The sequence below is a fragment of the uncultured Brevundimonas sp. genome, from assembly GCF_937870815.1.
Taxonomy (GTDB): Bacteria; Pseudomonadota; Alphaproteobacteria; order Caulobacterales; family Caulobacteraceae; genus Brevundimonas.
In genome coordinates this window covers 1-19,521 of the sequence record NZ_CALMZS010000168.1, presented here as the reverse complement: position 1 = coordinate 19,521, position 19,521 = coordinate 1, and the positions used below count along the sequence as shown (strand labels likewise).

Here is a 19,521-nt window from a genome sequence, read left to right as displayed (position 1 = left end):
GCCGCCGACGACATGCAGGGGCGCGACACCGGCTCCGCGGGCGGGGCCCGGGCCCGCGCCTATATCGTCGGCCGGCTGGAGGCGCTCGGGGTCGCCGCCCCGGTCATGGGCCGCGAACAGCCGTGGGAGATGCGCGGCCGCACCCCCGAGGGGCCCAGGACCTTCAGCGGCGTCAATGTCATTGGCGTCGTCCCCGGCACGCGGGTCGCGGACCGCTACATCGTCGTCACCGCCCACTACGACCACGTCGGCGTCTCGGACGGCCAGATCTACAACGGGGCCGACGACAACGCCTCGGGCGTCGCCACCCTGCTGGCGCTGGCGGCCGACCTGAAACGCATGGCTCCGGAGCACAGCGTGCTGGTCGTGGCGCTGGACGGCGAGGAGCGGGGTCTGCTGGGCGCGCGGCATTTCGTCGAGGCGCCGCCGGTGCCGCTGGCCTCCATCGCCATGAACCTGAATTTCGACATGACCGCCCGGGCCGAGACCGACGGCAAGCTGTGGGTGACGGGCGCCTACCAGAATCCGGCCTTCCGTCCGCTGCTCGAGGGTATTCCGGCCAATGGCGCGGTGGCTCTCGCCTTCGGCAAGGACACGCCGCAGGACACCGGCGACGACAACTGGGTCGAGGCGTCCGATCACGCCGCCTTCCATCGCGCCCAGGTGCCGTTCCTGTATCTCGGCGTGGACTATCACCGCGACTATCACCGTCCTTCCGACGACTTCGGGAACATCACGCCGTCCGTATTCATCAGCGCCACCGAACTGTCGATCGCCGCCTTCCGGGCCCTGGACCGCGGGCTGAACCGCTAGGAGTCGACAGCGGCGACCCGACGTGGTGGGCTGCGGCCTGGAGGGTCCAATGCACAGCAGATTTCTCATCGGCGCCGCGCTTGTCGCGACGGTCGCCCTGGCGGCCTGCGAGCGGACGTCCGCCCCGGCGGACGCGCCGGCGCCGGCCTTCAGCCATGCGGCCACCGTCGACCTCTCCGGCTACTACATGCCGGCCGCGCCCGTCAGCATCGGCAAGTGGAGCCTCGACCACCTGTTCGTCGGCCCGGCGTCGGAGTTCGAGGCATGGGAGGGCGGTTCGCGCAGCGAGACCTTCGGCCCGGTGATGCTCCAGTTCGACGACGTCTCCAGCCCCATGGTCGCGACTGAACTGGGCGAGGCGCACAGCGTCACGGCCCGCGTCCTGCCGACCCGGTATGAGGTGACGGATACCTCCGTGACCTTCGAAGGCCGGTCGCCCGAACTGGGGCGGGTTTCCTTTGACGGGCGGCTGGACCCCGACGCGCTTGCCACCTCGAAGCGCAATCTCGGCGACGACGGCGTGGTGATGACCGGAACCCTGACCGCCGGCGGGCAGACGGTGCGGGACGTGCGCCTGCGCTGGTGGATGGGCGACTGACCGGCCTCAGTTGCCGTTGCGGATATCCAGTTTCAGGCCAAGGGCCTCGGCCAGCGCCTTGCCGCGCCGGCGGGTCTGTTCGCCCAGCAGCACGTCGGCGTAGCCCTCGGAGGCGGACAGCACCAGCATGCCGTCGGCGACGGCCACGCGGGCGTTGACCAGCAGCTGGGGAGACCGGCCCGACAGATCGCAGGCCAGACGGATGGCCAGGCCGAGGGCGCGCGCCGCCGACCTCTGCTCCTCGTTCAGCAGCCGGCTGACGGTGTCGGGTTCCGGCGTGGCCGCCGCCCCGCCGTAGCGGGCGTTGACGGCGGCGGCGAGGAAGGCCCGTTCGGCGTGGGTCTGGCCGGGGATCGGCGCCCTGAGGACCTGGTCGAAGGCCAGTTCGACGCGGTGGTCCGGATGCAGGCGCGCGCCGAGGTCGGCCAGGCGGCAGGCGGCGTCGGCCAGCAGCCGGTCGCGCTTGGGTCCGAAAGCCCGGGGCAGGGCCTCCACGACCGGCTCGATCCAGCCGAAGATCGCGCCCGGGAGGCCCGGCGAAATGCCCTGCCGGGCGCCGAGGGCGGTGCAGCCGGCCAGCAGCGGATCGGTCGCGGCCGTCTCCTCGTCCAGCGCCTCGAACAGCAGACCCTCGCGCACCCCCCAGGCCGACACCACCACCCGCTTGAGGCCGAGGCGGTCGATCAGGCCCTCGAGCACCAGGGCCGCGTGGGGCAGGGTCTCGGCGCGCTTCTTCGACAGGCCCTTCCAGCGCTCCAGCGAGGCCCGCGACGAACGTGCGACCAGCCGGGCGATGTCGCGCGCCTCGTCGGCCTCCATGACGTACTGGTGCACGATGTGAAGCGGATAGCGCGCATGGCCCATGTGAACCTGGGCCAGCGTCCGCCAGGCGCCGCCGACGGCGTAGAGGGTGTCGGTCTCGTACTCCCGGGCGCCCTTGAGCCGCTCGGCGATGGCGGCGCGCAGGCCGCCGGCGTCGAAGGGACCGTCGTTCGCCAGCGAAAACGGCCCCAGCGGCAGGGTGACGCCACGCCCCACCCGACCGTGCCCGATCCCGGCCAGCTCGAGGCTGGAGCCGCCCAGGTCGGCGGCGACGCCGTGCGCCGCGGGCATCCCGGCGATGACGCCGAGGGCCGCGTAGCGCGCCTCCTCCTCGCCGGAGAGGACGCGGATCACGAGGCCGGTCTCGGCCGCCACCCGCGCGCAGAAGGCCTCGCCGTCCCCGGCCTCGCGCACGGCCGCGGTGGCCGCGACGAAGGTCCGGGCCGGCCTGACCCCGTCGAGCACAGCGGCGAACCGCTTCAGGGCCGTCAGCGCCATCGCGGCCCCGTCGCCGGACAGCCGGCCGGTGGCGGCGAGGTCGCGGCCGAGGCCGGCCAGCACCTTCTCGTTGAACACGGTCCAGACGGCCCGCCCCTCCAGCCGGTACAGCACCAGACGGATGGAGTTGGAGCCGATGTCGATCACCGCGAATTCGCAGGGCGCGGGCGTGACCGGAACACCGGAACCGGCCATCAGCGCTTCTTCCGCAACGGTTCGTAGCTCAACTGGCCGGGCAGGGTCTTCACCTTGCGTCCGCGCCCCGACAGGCTGGGGTTGGTCATGAAGTACCGGTGCGCGGAGAACGGTCGCTCGGGGTCGACGGGCGTGACCCGGCGGTAGTCGCCATCGGCGTCGAGGACCCAGCTCTGGGCGTCGTCCTTGAGATTGGCGACCATGATCTGGTCCAGCACCTGGTCATGCACCGTGGCGTTCAGCACCGGAGTCATCAATTCCACCCGGCGGTCGAGGTTGCGCGTCATCCAGTCGGCGGACGAGATGAACAGCCTGGCCTTGTCGTGCGGCAGGTCCCGGCCGTTGGCGAAGGCGACCACCCGCGAATGCTCGAGAAAACGGCCGACGATCGACTTGACCCGGATGTTCTCGGACAGGCCCGGCACCCCCGGACGCAGGCAACAGATGCCGCGCACCACCAGTTCGATGCGAACCCCCCACTGGCTGGCGCGGTAAAGGGCGTCGATGACGCTGGGGTCGACCAGCGAATTCATCTTGGCCCAGATGGCGGCCGGCTTGCCCTTGGCGGCCGCCGCCATCTCCTGGCCGATCAGGTCGATCAGGGTCGACTTCATGTTCAGGGGGGAAACGATCAGCGCCTCCAGTTCGTCGGGCGTGGCGTAGCCGGTGATGTAGTTGAACACCCGGCTCGCGTCCCGGCCCAGCATCGGGTTGCAGGTGAACAGGCTGAGGTCGGTGTAGATCCGGGCCGTCACCGGATGATAGTTGCCGGTGCCGAAGTGACAGTAGGTGCGCAGATTCTCGCCTTCGCGGCGGACCACCACGCTGAGCTTGGCGTGGGTCTTGTATTCGACGAAGCCGAAGACGACGTGGACGCCGGCGCGCTCCATGGCCCGGGCCCACTTCAGATTGGCCTCCTCGTCGAAGCGGGCCTTGATCTCGACCAGGGCGGTGACGTTCTTGCCGTTCTCGGCGGCCTCGATCAGGGCCGCGACGATGGGGCTGTCGCGCGACGTCCGGTACAGGGTTTGCTTGATGGCGATGACGTTCGGGTCCCGCGCCGCCTGCCGCAGGAATTGCACCACCACGTCGAAGCTCTCGAACGGGTGGTGGATCAGCATGTCCTTCTCGCGCACGGCCGCGAAGATGTCGCCGCCGTTGTCGCGCACCCGCTCGGGATAGCGCGGTTCATAGCCGGGGAATTTCAGGTCGGGGTGGCCGCTGGGTATGAGGTCCGAGACCTGGGCCAGGCCCAGCATGCCGTCGACGAGGACGACGTCCTGGGGCGCCGCGTCCAGTTCATTGGTGATGAAGGTGCGCAGGTCGTCGGGCATCGAGGCCTCGATCTTGATGCGCACCACCGAACCGAGGCGACGCTGCTTCAGCGCTTCCTCGAACTCCATGACCAGATCCTCGGCCTCTTCCTCGATCTCGATGTCCGAGTCTCGGATCAGCCGGAAGACGCCGCGTTCCAGCAGGTCGCAGCCCGGGAACAGGTGGTCGATGAACAGCGTCAGCAGGCTCTCCAGCGCGACATAGCGCCGGCGGCCAGGCGTCGAGCGGCCGTCGGTGGCCAGGGGCCAGAACCGCTTCACCTGCGTCGGCACGGGCACCAGCGCATAGAGCATCCGGTTGTCCGACCGTCGCCGCAGCTTGAGCGCCAGCGAGAAGCCGAGGTTGGGCAGGAAGGGGAAGGGGTGGGCCGGGTCGATCGCCATCGGCGTCAGGATGGCGAACAACTGGCTGAGGAATTCGGGTTCGAGCCGGTCGCGTTCGGTGCGGGTGATCCTGGCGGGATCGATCACCTCGATGCCGGCGGCGGCCAGCTCCTTTCGAAGCCTGCGCCAGCGGCGCTGCTGCTCGTCCATCAGCCGGCCGGCGGCGAGGCTGATCTTCTCGAGCTGTTCCGCGGGCGTCAGGCCGTCGGCCGACAGGACCCGGATCCGCTCCCGCAGCTGACCCTTCAGCCCGGCGACGCGGGTCATGAAGAATTCGTCGAGGTTGTTGGCCGATATCGACAGGAAGCGCAGCCGCTCCAGCAGGGGATGCGCCGGGTTGGCGGCCTCCTCGAGCACCCGGCCGTTGAACTTCAGCCACGATATCTCGCGGTTGAAGAACCGCTCCGGCGAGGCCAGCAGTTCTTCCGAAAGGTCCAACTGCGGCGCGCGGGAGGATGGGACCTCCTCGCCCGTCGTCTCGTCGCTGATCGCTGCGTTCTTCATCGGCCCGGTTCTGACGCGCCAGGACGGCGGCTGCAACCTTCGCGGCGACCGGCGAACGCCGGGCGGGCGTGGACCGGCCGATGTCCGCCTGCGTCGGAACCCCTACCAGCTCCAGGCGTCGAAGATGACGTTGATGATGTAGCCGTCCCGTTCGTCGATCAGATAGATGTGGTTGTCGACCAGAACCCAGCGGGCCCCCTCCGGCGGGAAGCCGAGGCCGTAGGTCCGCCAGTCGTCGAGGCCGTAGCGCCAGAACACCGACGGCAGATACTCGCCGGCGCGCCAACGCCGTCCCCAATAGCTTCGCGGAACATTGTAATAGCCGTGGCCAGGCGCGAAGTAGAAGCCCAGGCGGACGCCGTCATAGCCCCGCCAGCGCCGGTCGTGACGCCACCAGTCGTGGTCATGACGCCGCCGCCAGTCGCGCCGCCAGCTGTCTCCGCTGAAACGATGGTGAAAGTCCCGGTAGTCGTGGCGATGCTCCCGCCGCTCCTGACGATGCTCGCGGCGATCATGCCGGCCCTCGCGCCCCTCCGGGGGGTCCTGGCGGCGTTCCGTGCGACGCTCCGGCCAGTGATCAGGGCGAGCGGGGTGGTCCCGGGCGTCCTCCTCGGGTCTCTCCTGACGGAGCCCGGGCCGGGCCGGGCGGACCCCGAGGTCCCGCTGGGGGAAGTCGCGGGCCTCCTGACGGCGCTCCGGCCGGCCGGCGGGGAAGGCGGGGCGGGCGGGCCGGTCGCCACCGACCTCCGGTTCCGCCTGGCTGCGACGGGCCTGTCGGCGCCCGAGCCCGTCTTCGCGGGGCTCCTGGCGCATCTCCTGACGCATCGCCGGGCGCGACGGCCGTTCGGCCGGCGGCCGGGGCGCCGCGGTCCGGGGCCGAGCCGGCGCCGGCGACTCCTGGGCGCGCATCTCTTCGATGGCGGCGCGGCGGCGTTCGCGGGCCGCGGCGCGATCCGGCTCGGCCTCCTGCGCCAGCACGGCCGGCGACAGGGCCGCGGGAACGACGAAAGCCGCGACCGCCGCGGCGACCATCAGGGAGCGCTTCATTCCGGTGTTCTTCCTGCCGGGCCGGTCAGACGGCCTGGCCGCACGCTCGCGCCGGCCGGATGAACCGAAACTGAACGAAGGCGCGAAGGCGGACGTTTCGGCGGCTTCGCCGCAGGGCGTTGCGCGCGGGCGACAGCCTTCCCACCTCCGCCGCCTCTGTCCTCAGGAGCGTCTCATGACCCGGCCGATCGAACTCTGGTACTGGCCGACCCCGAACGGCTGGAAGGTCTCGATCGCGCTGGAGGAGATGGGCCTGCCCTACCGGATGAAACCGGTGAACATCGGCGCCGGGGAGCAGTTCGCCCCGGCCTTCCAGGCGATCAGTCCCAACGGCCGCATGCCGGCCATCGTCGATCCGGACGGCCCCGGCGGTCAGCCCCTGTCGATCTTCGAGTCCGGGGCCATCCTGCAGTATCTCGGCGTCAAGTCGGGCCGCTTCTATCCGCAGGACCCGCGCGGCAAGGCCGAGGTCGACCAGTGGCTGTTCTGGCAGGTCGGCGGGCTGGGGCCGATGGCGGGGCAGACCCACCATTTCCGCCAGTACGCCCCGGCCATGATCAAGGACCAGCGCCAGCTCGCCTATGGCGTGCGCCGCTACACCGACGAGACCCGCCGCCTCTACGGGGTGCTGGACCGCCGTCTGGCGGATCGGGACTTCGTCGCCGGCGACTACTCGATCGCCGACATGGCGATCTGGCCGTGGATCTTGCCCGAGGCGCAGGGGCAGTCGCTCGACGAGTTTCCGAACCTGGCGGCCTGGGCGGCGCGGGTGGGGGCGCGGCCAGGGGTGGTCGCCGGCCGGGCCGTCGGCGCCGCGCTGCGCCGCGATCTGGCGGACTCCGGCAAGGCGGCGGAGGCGGCGCGCAGGCTGCTGTTCGGACAGCGCGGCCGGTAACCAGTCGTAAGTTCCCCGGTCACCCTTCGTTAGTGCAGGTGAAGCAAAGATTTCAAATAGATTTCAGGTGTATTTACGTTCGGAGACTATTGACGGCGCCCTGACCCAAAAGGGCCCTGAAGCGGTCGCGCGTTAACTTTAACTTCAAACCACGGGTCTTTCATTCGTGTCAGAGGGCGGGGCCAGAAGGGCTCCGGTTGGGAGATACGGTGATGATTGCGCAAGAAACCGCGCCCGCGGCCAGCGAGGAGCAGGGCCTGCCCCTGCCGACCGCCGACATGAGCGGCGACGACCTGTTTCGTCTGGGCATGATGTATTCGAGCGGCCAGGGCGGATGTCCGATGGACCGGGTCACAGCCCATATGATCTTCAACCTGGCGGCCATGAAGGGCTCGGTCGAGGCGCGCGTCTATCGCCGCGAGATGAGCGCCGAGATGGAGCAGGACGAGATCTGCGAGGCCCAGAAGGCCGCCCGCCGCTGGATCGACGCGGGCGTGGTGAATCTGGCCGCCTAAAAGCTCTGGTACTGGCCGCCGATGGCGTAGCTGAAGCCGATCGGCAGGGCGTTGCGGAACAGGCTGACGAAATTGGCGACTTCGCCGAGGGTCGAGCGCGGCACGAAGATGATGTCGCCGCGCCGCAGGGCCACCACCTCGCCGCCGCGGGGCCGCAGGTCGATCGCCCGCATCATCCGCACCCCGCCCGGACCGCGCCGGATCAGCGCCACCTCCTGCCGGCGCGCGGTCGGCAGGAAGCCGCCGGCCTGGATCACCGCCTGGTAGGCGTCGATGTCCCCGGTCATGTCGTAGACGCCGGGCGTGCGCACCTCGCCGTCCACCCACACCCGGATCGGCCCCGCCGCCTTCAGGGTGATCTCCACGACCGGGCGGCGCAGATGGGGGGCGAAGGCCGCGGAGGCGTCGGCCTCGAGCTCGGCCAGGGTGCGGTCCGCGGCGAGGATCTGCCCGGCCAGCGGCAGGGAGACGCGACCGTCCGGCCCGACCTTCTGCGTGCGGGTGAGCTCAACCGCCGTGGGCGTCGCGATCTCGATCTCGTCGCCGGGATAGAGGACGTACTCGGGCTCCATCTCGGTCCAGTCGGCGAAGGCGACCTCGGGAAAGCCGTGGGGGCCGACCTGCCGGACCCGATCGCCGCCCGACGTCATCGGCCGCGGCATGCGCGAGGCGTAATCGCCGCCGGCGCAGCCCGAGACCAGCGCTCCGCCCGCGCCGGCGAGGCCCAGAAGCAGCAGGCGGCGGTCGATGGACATGGCGGACTCATCCCCGGAAACGGCGTCTGAAGCAGCGTCGCCGCTTATGCGTAACCGATGGTTAACGCCGCTGGCCCAAGGCTGGTCCACGCCCTGCTCCACCATGGAATCGTTCCGCCCGAATGCGCACGACGGCCTACACGACAGTCCGCCCGCGCTACGGCTTCTCCGATGTCGTCGGACTGCTGTACCGCGAACTGCGGTTGATGATCGTCGTCTTCCTGGCGGTCTTCGTTCTGGGCGCGGCGGCGGTACTGACCCTGAAGAAATCCTACACCGCCACGGCCAGCGTCTATGCGGGGGTCGGGCAGGAATATGTCTACCAGCCGCGCGTGGGCGCGACCGAGCGCGGCCAGCCGCTGGAGGCGGACGCCGTGGCGCAGTCCGAGGCCCAGATCCTCGGCAGCCTCGCGGTCAAGCAGAAGACGGTCGAGGCGCTCGGCCCCGACGCCATCCTCGGCCCCCGGGCGAGAGGCGCGCCGGCCGAGAAGAAGGCCGCCGCGCTCAAGACGCTGGACAGCAGTCTCGGCGTCGGCACGACCCCCGGCAGCGCCATCATCTCGGCCTCCTATGCGGCGGACGATCCGGTGCGCGCCGCGACCATCCTGAACGCCCTCATCGACCAGTATCTGGCCCAGCGCCGCAGCGTCTTCCGTGATCGGACCACGCCCGCCATCGCTGCCCAGCGCGAGGCCTTCGAGGACGAACTGGCCCGGGCGGACGCCGCCTACAACGCCTTCATGACCTCCAACGACATCGGCGACTTCGCCACCGCCAAGGCGTCGGTGGCGGCCAGCTACCAGACCACCCAAGCGGAGGCGCTGTCGTTGCGGGCCCAGCTGAACCAGGCGACCCAGCGCCTCAGGACCCTCGAGGCCCAGCTGGCGCAGCAGCCCGCCGAGGTGGTGCTGCAGCAGGATCTGAACGTCTCGGCGCAGGACCAGATCCTGCAGCTGCGCACCCAGCGCGAGGTGTTGCTGTCGCGCTACACGCCCGACGCCCAGCCGGTGAAGGACATCGAACAGCAGATCGCCGACCTGCAAGCCTATGTCGCCACCGGCTCCACCGTCGGGGCCAAGGAGGTTCGCACCGGGCCGAGCACCATCTTCACCGCCGTCGAGACCGCCCGCATCACCGCCGCCGCCGATCGTGACGGACTGGCCGCGCGGCTGGCGGTCGCCGAACGTCAGCTGGCCCAGCTGCGCGGGCGTCTGGCCGAGATGACGCGGCTGGAATCGACCAACGCCAATCTCGCCGGCAACCGCGAGGTGCTGACCGCCAGCATCCGCGAGTTCCAGCAGCGCGAGGCCCAGGCCCGGGCCGACAGCGCCCTGGTCGCGGCCGGCGCCGACAACGTCACCGTCATCGAGCGCGCCGAGGCCCCGACCCGGGGCTCCAGCCTCAAGGCCCCCCTGCTGGCCGCGGTCCTGCTGTTCGCGGCCTTCACCGCCCTCTGCGTCGGCCTGTTGAGGGTGTTCACGCGGCGCGGCTACGTCACCCCGGCCTCCACGGGCCGGACGCTGGAGATGCCGGTGCTGGCGGTCGCCCCGGTGAAGGCCCGGTGATGCGCACCCGCCCCGCCGTCATGGTAGCCTTGCGGCCTGCAGCCGGACGCATGGCGATTCGATGGTCGACCTGACATCCGAGATGGCCGCCCTGTGGGCGGCGCTGGGCCCCGCCCCCGGCCACCGCGGTCGCGTGATCCAGATCGCCTCGGCCAATTCCGGCGAGGGGGTGTCCACGGTCGCCCGCGAATACGCCCGGCTGGCGGCGGTGCGGGCGCGCCGTCCGGTCTGGCTGATCGACGCCGACCTGGCGCAGCAGGGCCAGCTGGAGGCGGTCGCGGCCCGGCCCGACCGTTTCGGCGCGCTCGGCAAGGCGGCCGTCGCGACCCCGGACGGCTCCATCTTTTTCGCGGTCACCCCGCGGATGACGGACCGTGGGGGGGCGCCGGTGCATCCGGCCCGCTTGATCAGCGCCCGTCCCTGCCTCGGCGGGCGACTGTGGGTCACCCGTTTCACGTCCGAGCGGCTGCGCTCTGGCCAGCGCGCCGAGCCGGTCTCCGACGCCCGCTACTGGGACGCCCTGCGCAAGCACGCCGACACGGTGGTGATCGACAGCCCGGCGGCGGACCGCAGTCCGACGGCCATCACCCTGGCCCCCTTCGTCGACGCCACCGTCCTGGTGGTCGCGGCCGAAAGCGCCGCCGCCGGGGATCCGCTGATCCTGCGCGACGAGATCGAAGCGGCCGGCGGGCGGATCGCCGGGGTGGTGGTCAATCGCTCGACCTACCGGCCGCCGGCCTTCCTCAGGCGGTTGACCGGCTGACCGGGCGGCCGCTCCGCCCGCCGCCCGCGGCCTCAGCCCGCGCTGCGATCCAGCCGCGCCAGTTCGCGGGCTCCATAGAAATGTGGCTCGAAGCGTTTCATCCAGAACAGTTTTCCGACGCCGCGCGCGGTCCGGTCATAGAGTTCGGCGCGCCGGGGGCTGCGCAGGACGGTCAGGGCCGCGGCGCCGGCGCCCCAGACCACGGCCTGGCCGGCGCCGATGATCATCCAGCGCAGCACGGCCGGCCAGTCGCGGCTGGCCGCCGCCGTCTGGCTGGGCCCCTGGCCATAGGCGAAGGCGCGGGCGAGGGCGTATTCCAGGGTCGTGCGATGGGGCGGGGCGAATTCCTCGACCCGGGCGTCGGCGGCCCAGCCGAACCGCCCGCCGCGGGTGCGCAGGGCGGCGAACAGGGCGTCGTCCTCGCCGCCCGCCTGATCGGCGGCGCCGTCGAACGGGGCCGGACCGGGCAGGGCGGTGGCGCGCACCATCAGCGAATTGCCGCAGCCGTAGGCGTCTTCGATCAGGCCGGTGTGGTCGGGGCCCTCGCGGCCGAAGAAGCGCTCCAGATACGGCTTCAACCAGGCCTCGGCGCCCGGTGCGCGCCCGGTGATCGGCCCGAACACGACGTCGGCGCCGGTGGCCTCGCGGGCCTTCAGCAGGGCGGCCAGCCAGCCCGGCGAGGCCGCCTCGTCGTCATCAAGGAAGGCGATCAGCGGCGCGCCGGTGGCGGCGAGGCCGGCGTTGCGCGCCGTGGCCACCCCCGGCCGGGGCGCGTGTACATGGATCAGCGGCCACGGGGCCAGGGGGCGCAGGGCCTCGACCCCCGCCGCGGCCGATCCGGAGGGATCGTTGTCGACCACCACGATCTCCGCGACCCGGTCGCCGACGCCGGTCTGGGCGAACAGGGATCGCAGCGCCCGTTCCAGGCTGTCCGGGCGCCTCAGCGTCGGCACGATGATGGCGACGTCGGCCACTACACCGCCTCCGCATAGAGGGCCGCCCGATACAGGCGCAGCGAGAAGGCCCGCGCCGCCACCGGCAGCCAGCGCGCCTCGGCCGCCCCGCGCATGCGGCCGCGCAGCCAGGGCAGGGCCGGCAGGCGCTTGAGCAGCTTCGCCGCCCTGTAGCTGGGATAGGCGGCGACGATCTCCGGGTGACGGCGGGCCATGCGTGCGAAATTCGGGGCGGACTGCTCGTATTTGGCCGCCAGCGCGGCCACCGTGTCCAGCCCCATATGGGTGGCGGCATTGTCGAGATGCACGACCCGGAAACGCCGCGAGACGCGCATGGCCCACTCCACGTCCTCCCAGCCCCAGCCGCTGAATCCGGGGTCGAAGGCTTCGGCCTCGAAGACGTCACGGCGCACCAGCAGGTTGGAGGTGTAGACGTATTTCTCGGGCTGCCGGGCCCGCTCCGCACAGGGGACGCACTCCGACCTGGTCGCCATGGCGCGGTGCACGGCGAAACGGGCGTCGGTCGGAGCCTGCCGCAGCGAGAAGCCGCCGAAGGCCACGGCCGGATCCTCCCGCGCCACCAGATCCGCCCAGTCGCGCAGGAAGCGGCGGCGATCCGGCCGCATGTCGCTGTCGAGGAACAGCAGGCTGCCGCCGCGCGCCGCCGCCGCCAGCCGGTTGCGGCCGATCGAGCGGCCCTCGTTGGCCGGCAGGGTGATCAGCCGCGCGGGCAGGGCCATGGCCCTGATCCGGGCGGTCAGCCGGGCCGTCAGTTCGGGATCGCGAGTGCCGTCGTCCAGCACGATGACCTCCACCGCCCCGTCGACCGAGGCGGCCTCCTCGTCCAGCAGGGCCAGCAGCGCGTCCGGGTCGTCGCGCAGGAAGGGCGTCAGCACCGACAGGGCGGGCCCGGCGCCGTTCCAGGCGGCGTTGTCGGTGACCTTCGCCCGCGCCGCCGTCACGCCGTCGCCCCCCGTTCCCGGGCCTGGGTCAGCAACCGCATCGCCACGTCACGCACGCCCGCGGCGTTCAGGGTCAGGGCGACGGCGGCATAGACCATCCCGCCGACGGCGGCGTCGAGCGCCAGTTCCGCCATGCCCCCGAAGGCCGGCAGGCGCCACACGACCAGCGCCATCGCGGCGGTCGCCACACCGCAGCGGATCAGGCTGTCCCAGGGAATCGGCAGGGGCATGACCCGGCGTCCGATCAGCTGTGTGGCCATCAGCCCGATCGCGAAGCTCGCCGCCGTGGCCCAGGCCGCGCCCATCAGGCCGAAACGGGGCACCAGCGCCAGATTCAGCACCACGTTCAGTCCGGCCGGAATGGCCATGGCCGCCAGCAGACGCCGGGTCTTCCTGGCGAGGGTGAAGGCCTGGCCGAAATAGTAGGCGGTGAGGCCGTAGAGCAGGGCCGACAGGGCGATCCACGGCGTCACGCCGGCCGCCGCCTGCCGCAGCGCCTCGCCGATCAGCACCTCGGCCAGGGGCCGCGCCACCAGCGCCACCCCGGCCGCCGCCGGCAGGCCGATCAGCAGGAAGATCGATAGCTGCTCGCGCGCGGCGACCTTCAGCCGCTCCAGCCCGCCGCGCTCGAGGGCCATGACCAGGGCCGGCTGTCCCGCCGATCCCAGCCACAGGAACAGCACGTCGAGCGTCCGGTTGGCGATCGAATAGCCGGCGTGATAGGCGCCCACCGCCGCCTCGTCCAGGAAGGCCGCGAGCAGGAAGCGGTCGGTCGAGGCCAGCACCACCGTCAGCGCCAGCGAGGCCGCGATCGGATAGCCGTAGGCCGCGTAGCCGCGGACCCGGCTCCCTTCGAACCGGCCGCCGCGGGCCCGCCGCAGCTCGCCGGGGAGCACGAAGGGCAGGGCGGCCAGCGGGGCCAGGCCGATGCCGAGCAGGGGGGCCGCGCCGCCCCATCCGGCCAGGGCGAAACCGACGCCGAGGCCGAGGCCGCCGACGGTCACGGCCATGTCCAGTCCCGCCGCCCTGCCCACCTCTCCGGCGGCGCGATAGCGTTCCTGCGCTAGCTTGACCAGGCTGCGCGCCGGCACGCCCGCCAGGCCCGCCGCCAGCGCGATTCGGAACAGCGGGTCGCCGGGCCAGAACCACGTCGACAGGCCGGCGACGACGAGGAATCCGGCGCCGAGCGCGAAGGCGGTGCGGTAGAGTGAGGCCAGATGCCCCTGGGCGGCCGCGCCGGGCGTCTGCGCCGCCCAGAACCGCGCCATCGCCGCTTCAAGCCAGCTGAACACGGCGACGTGGGCCAGCGTCATCACCGAGAAGGCGAGCGCGTAGCGGCCGAAATCCGCGGGGCCGAGCAGGCGGGTGAACAGGACAATGGCCAGGAAGCCCGCCCCGCCCTGGACGATGTTGGCGGGCAGGTAGCCCCAGACGCCGCGCCAGAACATCAGCGCACCGAGGACCGGTCGCCGAGCAGCACGGGCGCGGTGACGGCCATGATCCAGAGGTCGAGCCACAGCGACTGGCGCTCGACGTATTCGAGGTCCAGCCGCACCCGCGCCCGCACGTCCTGGGCGGTGTGCAGCGGTCCGCGCGAGCCGTTGACCGCGGCCCAGCCGGTCATGCCGGGCTTGATCCGGTGCCGGTGGGCGTATTCCGCCACCAGGCGCGCGCTCTCGACATGGCCGGTCTTCATGCCGATGGCGTGCGGCCGCGGGCCGACCAGCGACATCTCGCCGGTGATCACGTTGAGCAGCTGCGGCAGTTCGTCGAGGCTGGTCTTGCGGATGAACCGGCCGACCCGGGTGATGCGGTCGTCGTCGTGGGTCACCTGGCGGCCGGCCGTCGCATCGGCCGCCTCCTGCCGCATCGAACGGAATTTCCACACCACGATCTCCTCGTGGTTGAAGCCGTGGCGACGCTGGCGGAAGAAGATCGGCCCGGGGCTGTCCAGCCGGATGGCGAGGGCCACCAGCGCCATCACCGGAGCCAGCAGCACCAGCGCGGCCAGGCCGATCACCAGGTCCTGCAGCCGCTTGTTGAAGGCCCGCCGGTCGGGGTCCAGCGGCCCCTGGACGTCGGCGAGCGGCGCGGCCGCCAGCCGGTCCAGCGCCGACCGCGTCTCGGCTTCGCCGTTCGGCTCGACCAGCAGGGTGACCTCGTTCGGCAGGGTCCGCAGCCGCGCCGTCAGCTCGCGCACCCGGGCCTCGGCCTTCGGGTCGATGGCCAGCACGATCCGGTCGACATAGGGCGTCATCCTGTGGGTCAGCAGGTCGTCGGCCGTGCCGAGCACCGGCACGCCCTCGACCGCTTCGGGCGCCCGGGCCAGGCGGTCGTCGAAAATGCCCAGCACGTTCAGGTCGCGCCGCTTCAGCGCCTCGCGGATCAGGGTCTCGGCCCGCCGCGTCGCCCCGACCAGCACGACGTTCGGGGTCAGCGCCCCGGAGGCGCGCCAACGGCGGACCCGCTCGCTCCAGGCCAGATGCAGGGCCTCGAGGCTGACCAGCGCCAGGCCGCTCCACGCCAGCCAGGCGGTCCATTGCGCGCTGGCCCCCTGCAGCGCCCAGCCGGCGGCCATGGCCGCCAGCCCGCCGGCGGCGACGACGCCGGCGACCGAGGCCAGATGCAGCGAGGTCTTCTGCCCCCGGGCGAACCGGTAGCGTCCCAGCGAGCGCATCAGGCCCAGCACGGTCACGGCCCCGACAGCGAACGGAGCCAGCCTCGACGCCTCGGCGTGCAGCAGCGGGCCCGGGGTCGCCGCCCAGGCGCAGACCAGGGTCACCATGGTCACCGCCAGCACGTCGATGGCCCGGAAATAGTGCGCCGCCAGCCGGGAGGCGCGCCGCTGCCGCGCGTTCAGCCAGACGTCCGGGCGGAAGGGGCCGCGACGGGCGGCGTCCGCATTCCGGCCTTTCCGCGGCGGCTCCGAACGGCCGACGGCGGCGAGGGCCTGCAGGCCGGGCAGGCCGAGGCCGCCGGCCGGGGCCGGATCGGGGGCGGGCGAAACGCGGCGGGCGGCGTCGGTCAAGCTGGACTCGCACGGCGGGGGTTCGCCGACAGCTTGCACGGCCCCTCTCACTGTGGCGTTAACGGTCGGCGGCCCCGACGCCGCCAAGACCCGTTGCGCCGGCCCGCGCGCTCCGCTATCCACGCCGCCTGCCGGAGACGTGGCCGAGTGGCTGAAGGCAACGGTTTGCTAAATCGTCGTACCGGGTAACCGGTACCGAGGGTTCGAATCCCTCCGTCTCCGCCAGCCTGTTTCCAGTCCGCCCCCGAGGAACCCGGTCGCTGACCGGGTTGTGAAACCGGATCGCCGCTCAGGGATTGCACCGGGACAGTACCCGGGTTCGTCCCATGATTTTGCATCCGCCTCCCCCTGATCGCCACGACCCCGCCCCGCCGCACGCCTTCTCGCGCCTGCGCCGCGGCGAGGTCGCGGCGCTGTCGGTCGCGGCGGCCGCGGTCTTCGGCCTGGTCGGCCTGCGCGCCGTCGAACTGCCCGCCCCCCGCCCCGTCGAGGCGGGTGATCGGCTGCGGATCGAACTGGTCCATCCGACCGAGCCCGAGATCGTCGCGGGCCCGGTGATGGACGTCGGCGAGCTCGAGGACGGCTTCCAGGGCCTTCCGCCGCCGCTTCCGCCGCTCTCCGGGGCGCTCTGGCGGGCCTATGACGACTGGGTCGGCGCGGACCGGGCCCATGCGCCGGCGCCCCGGCCCCGCCCGCCCGCGCCGGAGCCCTATCTTTCGCCGCCCGACCCCGACTGGTCTGCTCCGGCGCGGGCCGTCCAGCGCTGGTTCGGCTTCGACGCGCCGCGCCCCGACTATCAGGCCGAGCGGGCCGCCCGCCGCGCCCGGATGGAGGCGATCGACCGGCGGATGCACCAGGAGTGGGAGGCCCGGCGGCGCCGGTGGGCCGAGCGGCGGGACCGCTGGATCGAGCGGCGCCTGCCCGAGGGCGACGATCGGGACCGGGGCTGGGCCGACGGCGACGGGGACGAGTTGATGGCGGCCGCGGACCGCGGCGGCGACGTCTTCGCGCCCGGGGCGTTCACCGCCTGGCCGTGAGTTCACCGCCTCCGGGGGCCGCGCACGCTGGCCCCCGGAAGTCCCGATCAACTTGACCTGACGTGACCTTGGCACGCGCGGCTCCGCAGTCTAGAGCGAAATCGGTTTAGACGCGATCGCGTCCAAACCCAGATCTTCGCTCCAGCATTATACTGGAGCCTGATTCACGGCATCGGCGGAATCGCGAAGCGATTCCTCCTCAACCGATCAGGCTCTAGGTCGGGGCTCCAACCCGTCAGGAGACGCACCATGGCCGATCTGGCTCAAGTCACCGAACACATCCGCGGCGCCGTGGGCGACAACTCCGGCCTCGGCAAGACCGTCAAGCTCGACCTGGGCGAGGCCGGCAAGATCTATATCGACGGCGCCTCGGCGCCGAACAGCGTCACCAATGAGGACAAGCCGGCCGACGCCACCGTGTCGATGTCCTGGGACGACTTCATGGCCCTGTCGAACGGCCAGCTCGATCCGATGATGGCCTTCATGCAGGGCAAGCTGAAGATCGCCGGCGACATGATGATCGCCCAGAAGCTGGCCCCGCTGCTGAAGCGCTGACTTTCAATCCTCCCCCATCGGGGGGAGGGGGACCGCCGCGGGCGGTGGAGGGGGTCCCACATCGGCGGTGTCCGGGGCCGGTCCCCGCCGCCACTTCGTGGTCCCCGTCCCCCCGACGGAGGAGGATTAAGACATGGACTTCCGGCCCAGCGACAAGGCCCTGCACTGGCAGGACCGCCTCCGCCGCTTCATGGAGGACCGGGTCCTGCCGCGCGAGGAGGAATACCGGGCCCAGGTGCGCGAGGACCATACGCGCCAGCCGCCGGTGATGGAGGCGATGAAGGCCGAGGCCCGCGAGGCCGGGCTGTGGAACATGTTCCTGCCCGGCGACCCCGATCACGAGAACGGGGGCGCGGGCCTGACCAACCTCGAATACGCCCCGCTGGCCGAACTGATGGGCCGTCACCTGTGGTCGGCCGAGGTGTTCAACTGCAACGCCCCCGACACCGGCAATATGGAGGTGCTGCATATGTACGGCGACGCCGCCCAGCAGGACCGCTGGCTGAAGCCGCTGATGGCCGGCGAGATCCGCTCGGCCTTCCTGATGACCGAGCCCGAGGTGGCCTCGTCCGACGCCACCAACATCCAGACCCGGATCGAGCGCGACGGCGACCATTACGTCATCAACGGGCGCAAATGGTGGTCGACCAACATGGGCCATCCGAACGTCGCGGTGACCATCGTCATGGGCAAGACCGACCCCGACGCCCCGGTCCACACCCAGCAGTCCCAGATCATCGTCCCGGTCGACACGCCCGGCTTCCGGGTCGAGCGGATGCTGTCCGTGTTCGGCTATGACGAGCGCCCGGCCGGCCACGCCGAGGTGGTGCTGGAAAACGTCCGCGTCCCGGCCGGGAACCTGATCGCCGGCGAGGGCCGCGGCTTCGAGATCGCCCAGGGCCGCCTCGGACCGGGCCGCATCCACCACTGCATGCGCGTCATCGGCGCGGCCGAACGGGCGCTGGAGCTGATGTGCGAGCGGCTGCTCAGCCGCACCGCCTTCCGCAAGGCGCTGGCGGAACACTCGGTCTGGGAGCAGCGCGTCGGCGAGGCCCGGACCAATATCGAGATGTGCCGCCTGCTGGTGCTCAAGGCCGCGTGGATGATGGACGAGGGCGGGGCCAGGAACGCCCGCTCCGAGATCGCCCAGATCAAGGTCGCCGCCCCGCGCATGGCGCTCAAGATTATCGACGACGCCATCCAGGCCTTCGGCGGCGCCGGCGTCTCAGCCGACACGCCGCTGGCCGAGATGTACGCCATGGTCCGCACCCTGCGCATCGCCGACGGACCCGACGAGGTCCACAACCGCACCATCGCCCGGCTGGAGTACGCCAAGGCGACCTGAGCGCCATCCGGCGAAAAAAACGGTGTGGCAGAGTCGGCAGAGTCGGCATTCAGCACCGAAAAAACGGTGTGGCAGAGTCGGCAGAGTCTATATCGGATCAAGCCGGGCCTTGCGGCGGCGCGACGAGGGATTCGGTTGTCAAAGACCCGGCGCCTTCCCGCATCAGGGAAGGCGGGCGCCAGTTTGCGCCGCCTCGCTCCTCAGGCGGGAAGATTGGTTTTAGAAATCGACAAGCTATTGTTATGGCGTGACTTCGTCTGGATTACCGGGCGGATAGCGGTGGAAATGCCAGCAGGCGCGGCCGGCTAGTACGACGTAACGTCCTTCGGATGCACCGCCCGGTTCGGAGAACCGTCGAAGGCCCAGCGCAGCAGCCGCGCGGTCGTCTCCGCGCCGCTTTGCACCAGCGGGGCCGGCAGGCGCCGCGGCTGCCGGTGCATCGCCCGGGCCCAGTCCGGTAGCAGGTCCATCCCGGCCTGCATGATCACCCCCGCCGCCAGGTCCACGGCCGGCATGCCGAGAGTCTGGCGCATCACCATCGCCGCCACCTCATGCGTCCGGGCGTCGGCCTTCAACAGCGGCCGGAAGCCCTGGATCAACGCCTCCGCCTCCGCCCGGCTGCGGGGCAGGGGATCGGCATGCAGCGCCTCGCCGATGCGGGCCATCTCGGCGAAATAGGCGTCCTGCTCCGCCCGCGGCATGCCCGGCTCGGCATAGCGGATCCAGGCGTCGAGGAAGCTGATGGTCTCGGTGACGTGCACCCAGGCCAGCAGCTCCGGGTCGCTCACCCGATAGGCCGTGCCGTCCGGCAGCACCCCGCCCAGCTTGCGATGGATCCGATTGACCTTGTCGATGGCGGCGCGGCCCGCCTCGGCATGGTCATAGGTCGTCGTCGCGATGAATTTCGCCGTCCGCCGCAGCCGCCCGTGCATGTCGGCGCGGAAGTCCGAATG

The 19,521-nt window shown here is 71.5% G+C and carries 18 protein-coding genes and 1 tRNA gene; 10 read left to right on the top strand and 9 right to left on the bottom strand.

The window, feature by feature from the left end; translation table 11 throughout:
* Positions 1-813 (top strand): M28 family peptidase (locus tag Q0588_RS11155; RefSeq protein ID WP_298746042.1); only part of this gene is annotated, 813 nt, incomplete at its 5' end.
* 49 nt (positions 814-862) lie between these two features.
* The gene (locus Q0588_RS11150; protein ID WP_298746040.1) at positions 863-1,411 is read left to right on the top strand and encodes a hypothetical protein; all 549 of its coding nucleotides are present in this window, start codon (positions 863-865) and stop codon (positions 1,409-1,411) included.
* A gap of 6 nt (positions 1,412-1,417) precedes the next feature.
* On the opposite strand, the gene Q0588_RS11145 is transcribed toward Q0588_RS11150, so the two are convergent.
* The 3 genes from Q0588_RS11145 to Q0588_RS11135 form a co-directional block, all read right to left on the bottom strand.
* The gene (locus tag Q0588_RS11145; protein ID WP_298746039.1) at positions 1,418-2,926 is read right to left on the bottom strand and encodes a Ppx/GppA phosphatase family protein; all 1,509 of its coding nucleotides are present in this window, start codon (positions 2,924-2,926) and stop codon (positions 1,418-1,420) included.
* Complete coding sequence (locus Q0588_RS11140; RefSeq protein ID WP_298746038.1) at positions 2,926-5,148, bottom strand: RNA degradosome polyphosphate kinase; 2,223 nt, start codon at positions 5,146-5,148, stop codon at positions 2,926-2,928. Before Q0588_RS11140 ends, Q0588_RS11145 begins: the two co-directional genes overlap by 1 nt.
* 102 nt (positions 5,149-5,250) lie before the next feature.
* A complete protein-coding gene (locus Q0588_RS11135) occupies positions 5,251-6,195 on the bottom strand; it encodes an RcnB family protein (protein WP_298746037.1) in 945 nt (314 codons plus the stop codon).
* Positions 6,196-6,370: 175 nt separating this feature from the next.
* Between Q0588_RS11135 and Q0588_RS11130 the strand changes: the two genes are divergently transcribed.
* Both Q0588_RS11130 and Q0588_RS11125 read left to right on the top strand, forming a co-directional pair.
* Positions 6,371-7,090: a glutathione S-transferase N-terminal domain-containing protein gene (locus Q0588_RS11130; RefSeq protein ID WP_298746035.1), complete on the top strand. Its 720-nt coding sequence runs from the start codon at positions 6,371-6,373 to the stop codon at positions 7,088-7,090.
* 212 nt (positions 7,091-7,302) lie between these two features.
* Positions 7,303-7,605, top strand: coding sequence for a sel1 repeat family protein (locus Q0588_RS11125; protein WP_298746033.1), 303 nt, complete (start codon positions 7,303-7,305; stop codon positions 7,603-7,605).
* Here the strand turns inward: Q0588_RS11125 and Q0588_RS11120 are convergent.
* Positions 7,602-8,360, bottom strand: a complete 759-nt coding sequence (locus Q0588_RS11120; protein ID WP_298746031.1) for a polysaccharide biosynthesis/export family protein — start codon at positions 8,358-8,360, stop codon at positions 7,602-7,604. The genes Q0588_RS11125 and Q0588_RS11120 overlap by 4 nt on opposite strands.
* A 122-nt stretch (positions 8,361-8,482) precedes the next feature.
* Between Q0588_RS11120 and Q0588_RS11115 the strand changes: the two genes are divergently transcribed.
* A complete protein-coding gene (locus tag Q0588_RS11115; RefSeq protein ID WP_298746029.1) occupies positions 8,483-9,925 on the top strand; it encodes a chain-length determining protein in 1,443 nt (480 codons plus the stop codon).
* Positions 9,926-9,986: 61 nt separating this feature from the next.
* A complete protein-coding gene (locus Q0588_RS11110; RefSeq protein ID WP_298746027.1) occupies positions 9,987-10,688 on the top strand; it encodes a hfsB in 702 nt (233 codons plus the stop codon).
* Positions 10,689-10,720: 32 nt separating this feature from the next.
* Here the strand turns inward: Q0588_RS11110 and Q0588_RS11105 are convergent, their stop codons facing one another.
* Genes Q0588_RS11105 through Q0588_RS11090 form a run of 4 tightly spaced genes read right to left on the bottom strand, consistent with a single transcriptional unit; the run spans position 10,721 to position 15,631 of the window.
* Positions 10,721-11,662, bottom strand: a complete 942-nt coding sequence (locus tag Q0588_RS11105) for a glycosyltransferase family 2 protein (protein WP_298746025.1) — start codon at positions 11,660-11,662, stop codon at positions 10,721-10,723.
* Positions 11,662-12,603, bottom strand: coding sequence for a glycosyltransferase family A protein (locus tag Q0588_RS11100; protein WP_298746023.1), 942 nt, complete (start codon positions 12,601-12,603; stop codon positions 11,662-11,664). The genes Q0588_RS11105 and Q0588_RS11100 overlap by 1 nt, the downstream gene beginning before the upstream one ends.
* Entirely contained in the window at positions 12,600-14,051 is a 1,452-nt protein-coding gene (locus Q0588_RS11095) for a lipopolysaccharide biosynthesis protein (protein ID WP_298746021.1), read from the bottom strand. Before Q0588_RS11095 ends, Q0588_RS11100 begins: the two co-directional genes overlap by 4 nt.
* Positions 14,051-15,631 carry an exopolysaccharide biosynthesis polyprenyl glycosylphosphotransferase gene (locus tag Q0588_RS11090; protein WP_298746019.1) on the bottom strand — a complete coding sequence of 527 codons (1,581 nt, stop codon included), beginning with the start codon at positions 15,629-15,631 and terminating at the stop codon, positions 14,051-14,053. The genes Q0588_RS11095 and Q0588_RS11090 overlap by 1 nt, the downstream gene beginning before the upstream one ends.
* 133 nt (positions 15,632-15,764) lie before the next feature.
* Between Q0588_RS11090 and Q0588_RS11085 the strand changes: the two genes are divergently transcribed.
* The 4 genes from Q0588_RS11085 to Q0588_RS11070 all read left to right on the top strand — a co-directional run bounded on the left by Q0588_RS11085 (position 15,765) and on the right by Q0588_RS11070 (position 18,568).
* A tRNA-Ser gene (locus Q0588_RS11085) sits at positions 15,765-15,856 on the top strand.
* A 101-nt stretch (positions 15,857-15,957) separates the two neighbouring features.
* Positions 15,958-16,668, top strand: coding sequence for a hypothetical protein (locus Q0588_RS11080; RefSeq protein ID WP_298746017.1), 711 nt, complete (start codon positions 15,958-15,960; stop codon positions 16,666-16,668).
* A gap of 249 nt (positions 16,669-16,917) precedes the next feature.
* Entirely contained in the window at positions 16,918-17,223 is a 306-nt protein-coding gene (locus tag Q0588_RS11075) for an SCP2 sterol-binding domain-containing protein (RefSeq protein ID WP_298746014.1), read from the top strand.
* A 133-nt stretch (positions 17,224-17,356) separates the two neighbouring features.
* Entirely contained in the window at positions 17,357-18,568 is a 1,212-nt protein-coding gene (locus Q0588_RS11070; RefSeq protein ID WP_298746013.1) for an acyl-CoA dehydrogenase family protein, read from the top strand.
* A 305-nt stretch (positions 18,569-18,873) separates the two neighbouring features.
* Here Q0588_RS11070 and Q0588_RS11065 read toward each other — a convergent pair.
* Positions 18,874-19,521, bottom strand: a 648-nt coding sequence (locus tag Q0588_RS11065) for an oxygenase MpaB family protein (RefSeq protein ID WP_298746012.1), incomplete at its 5' end; no start/stop codon positions are given.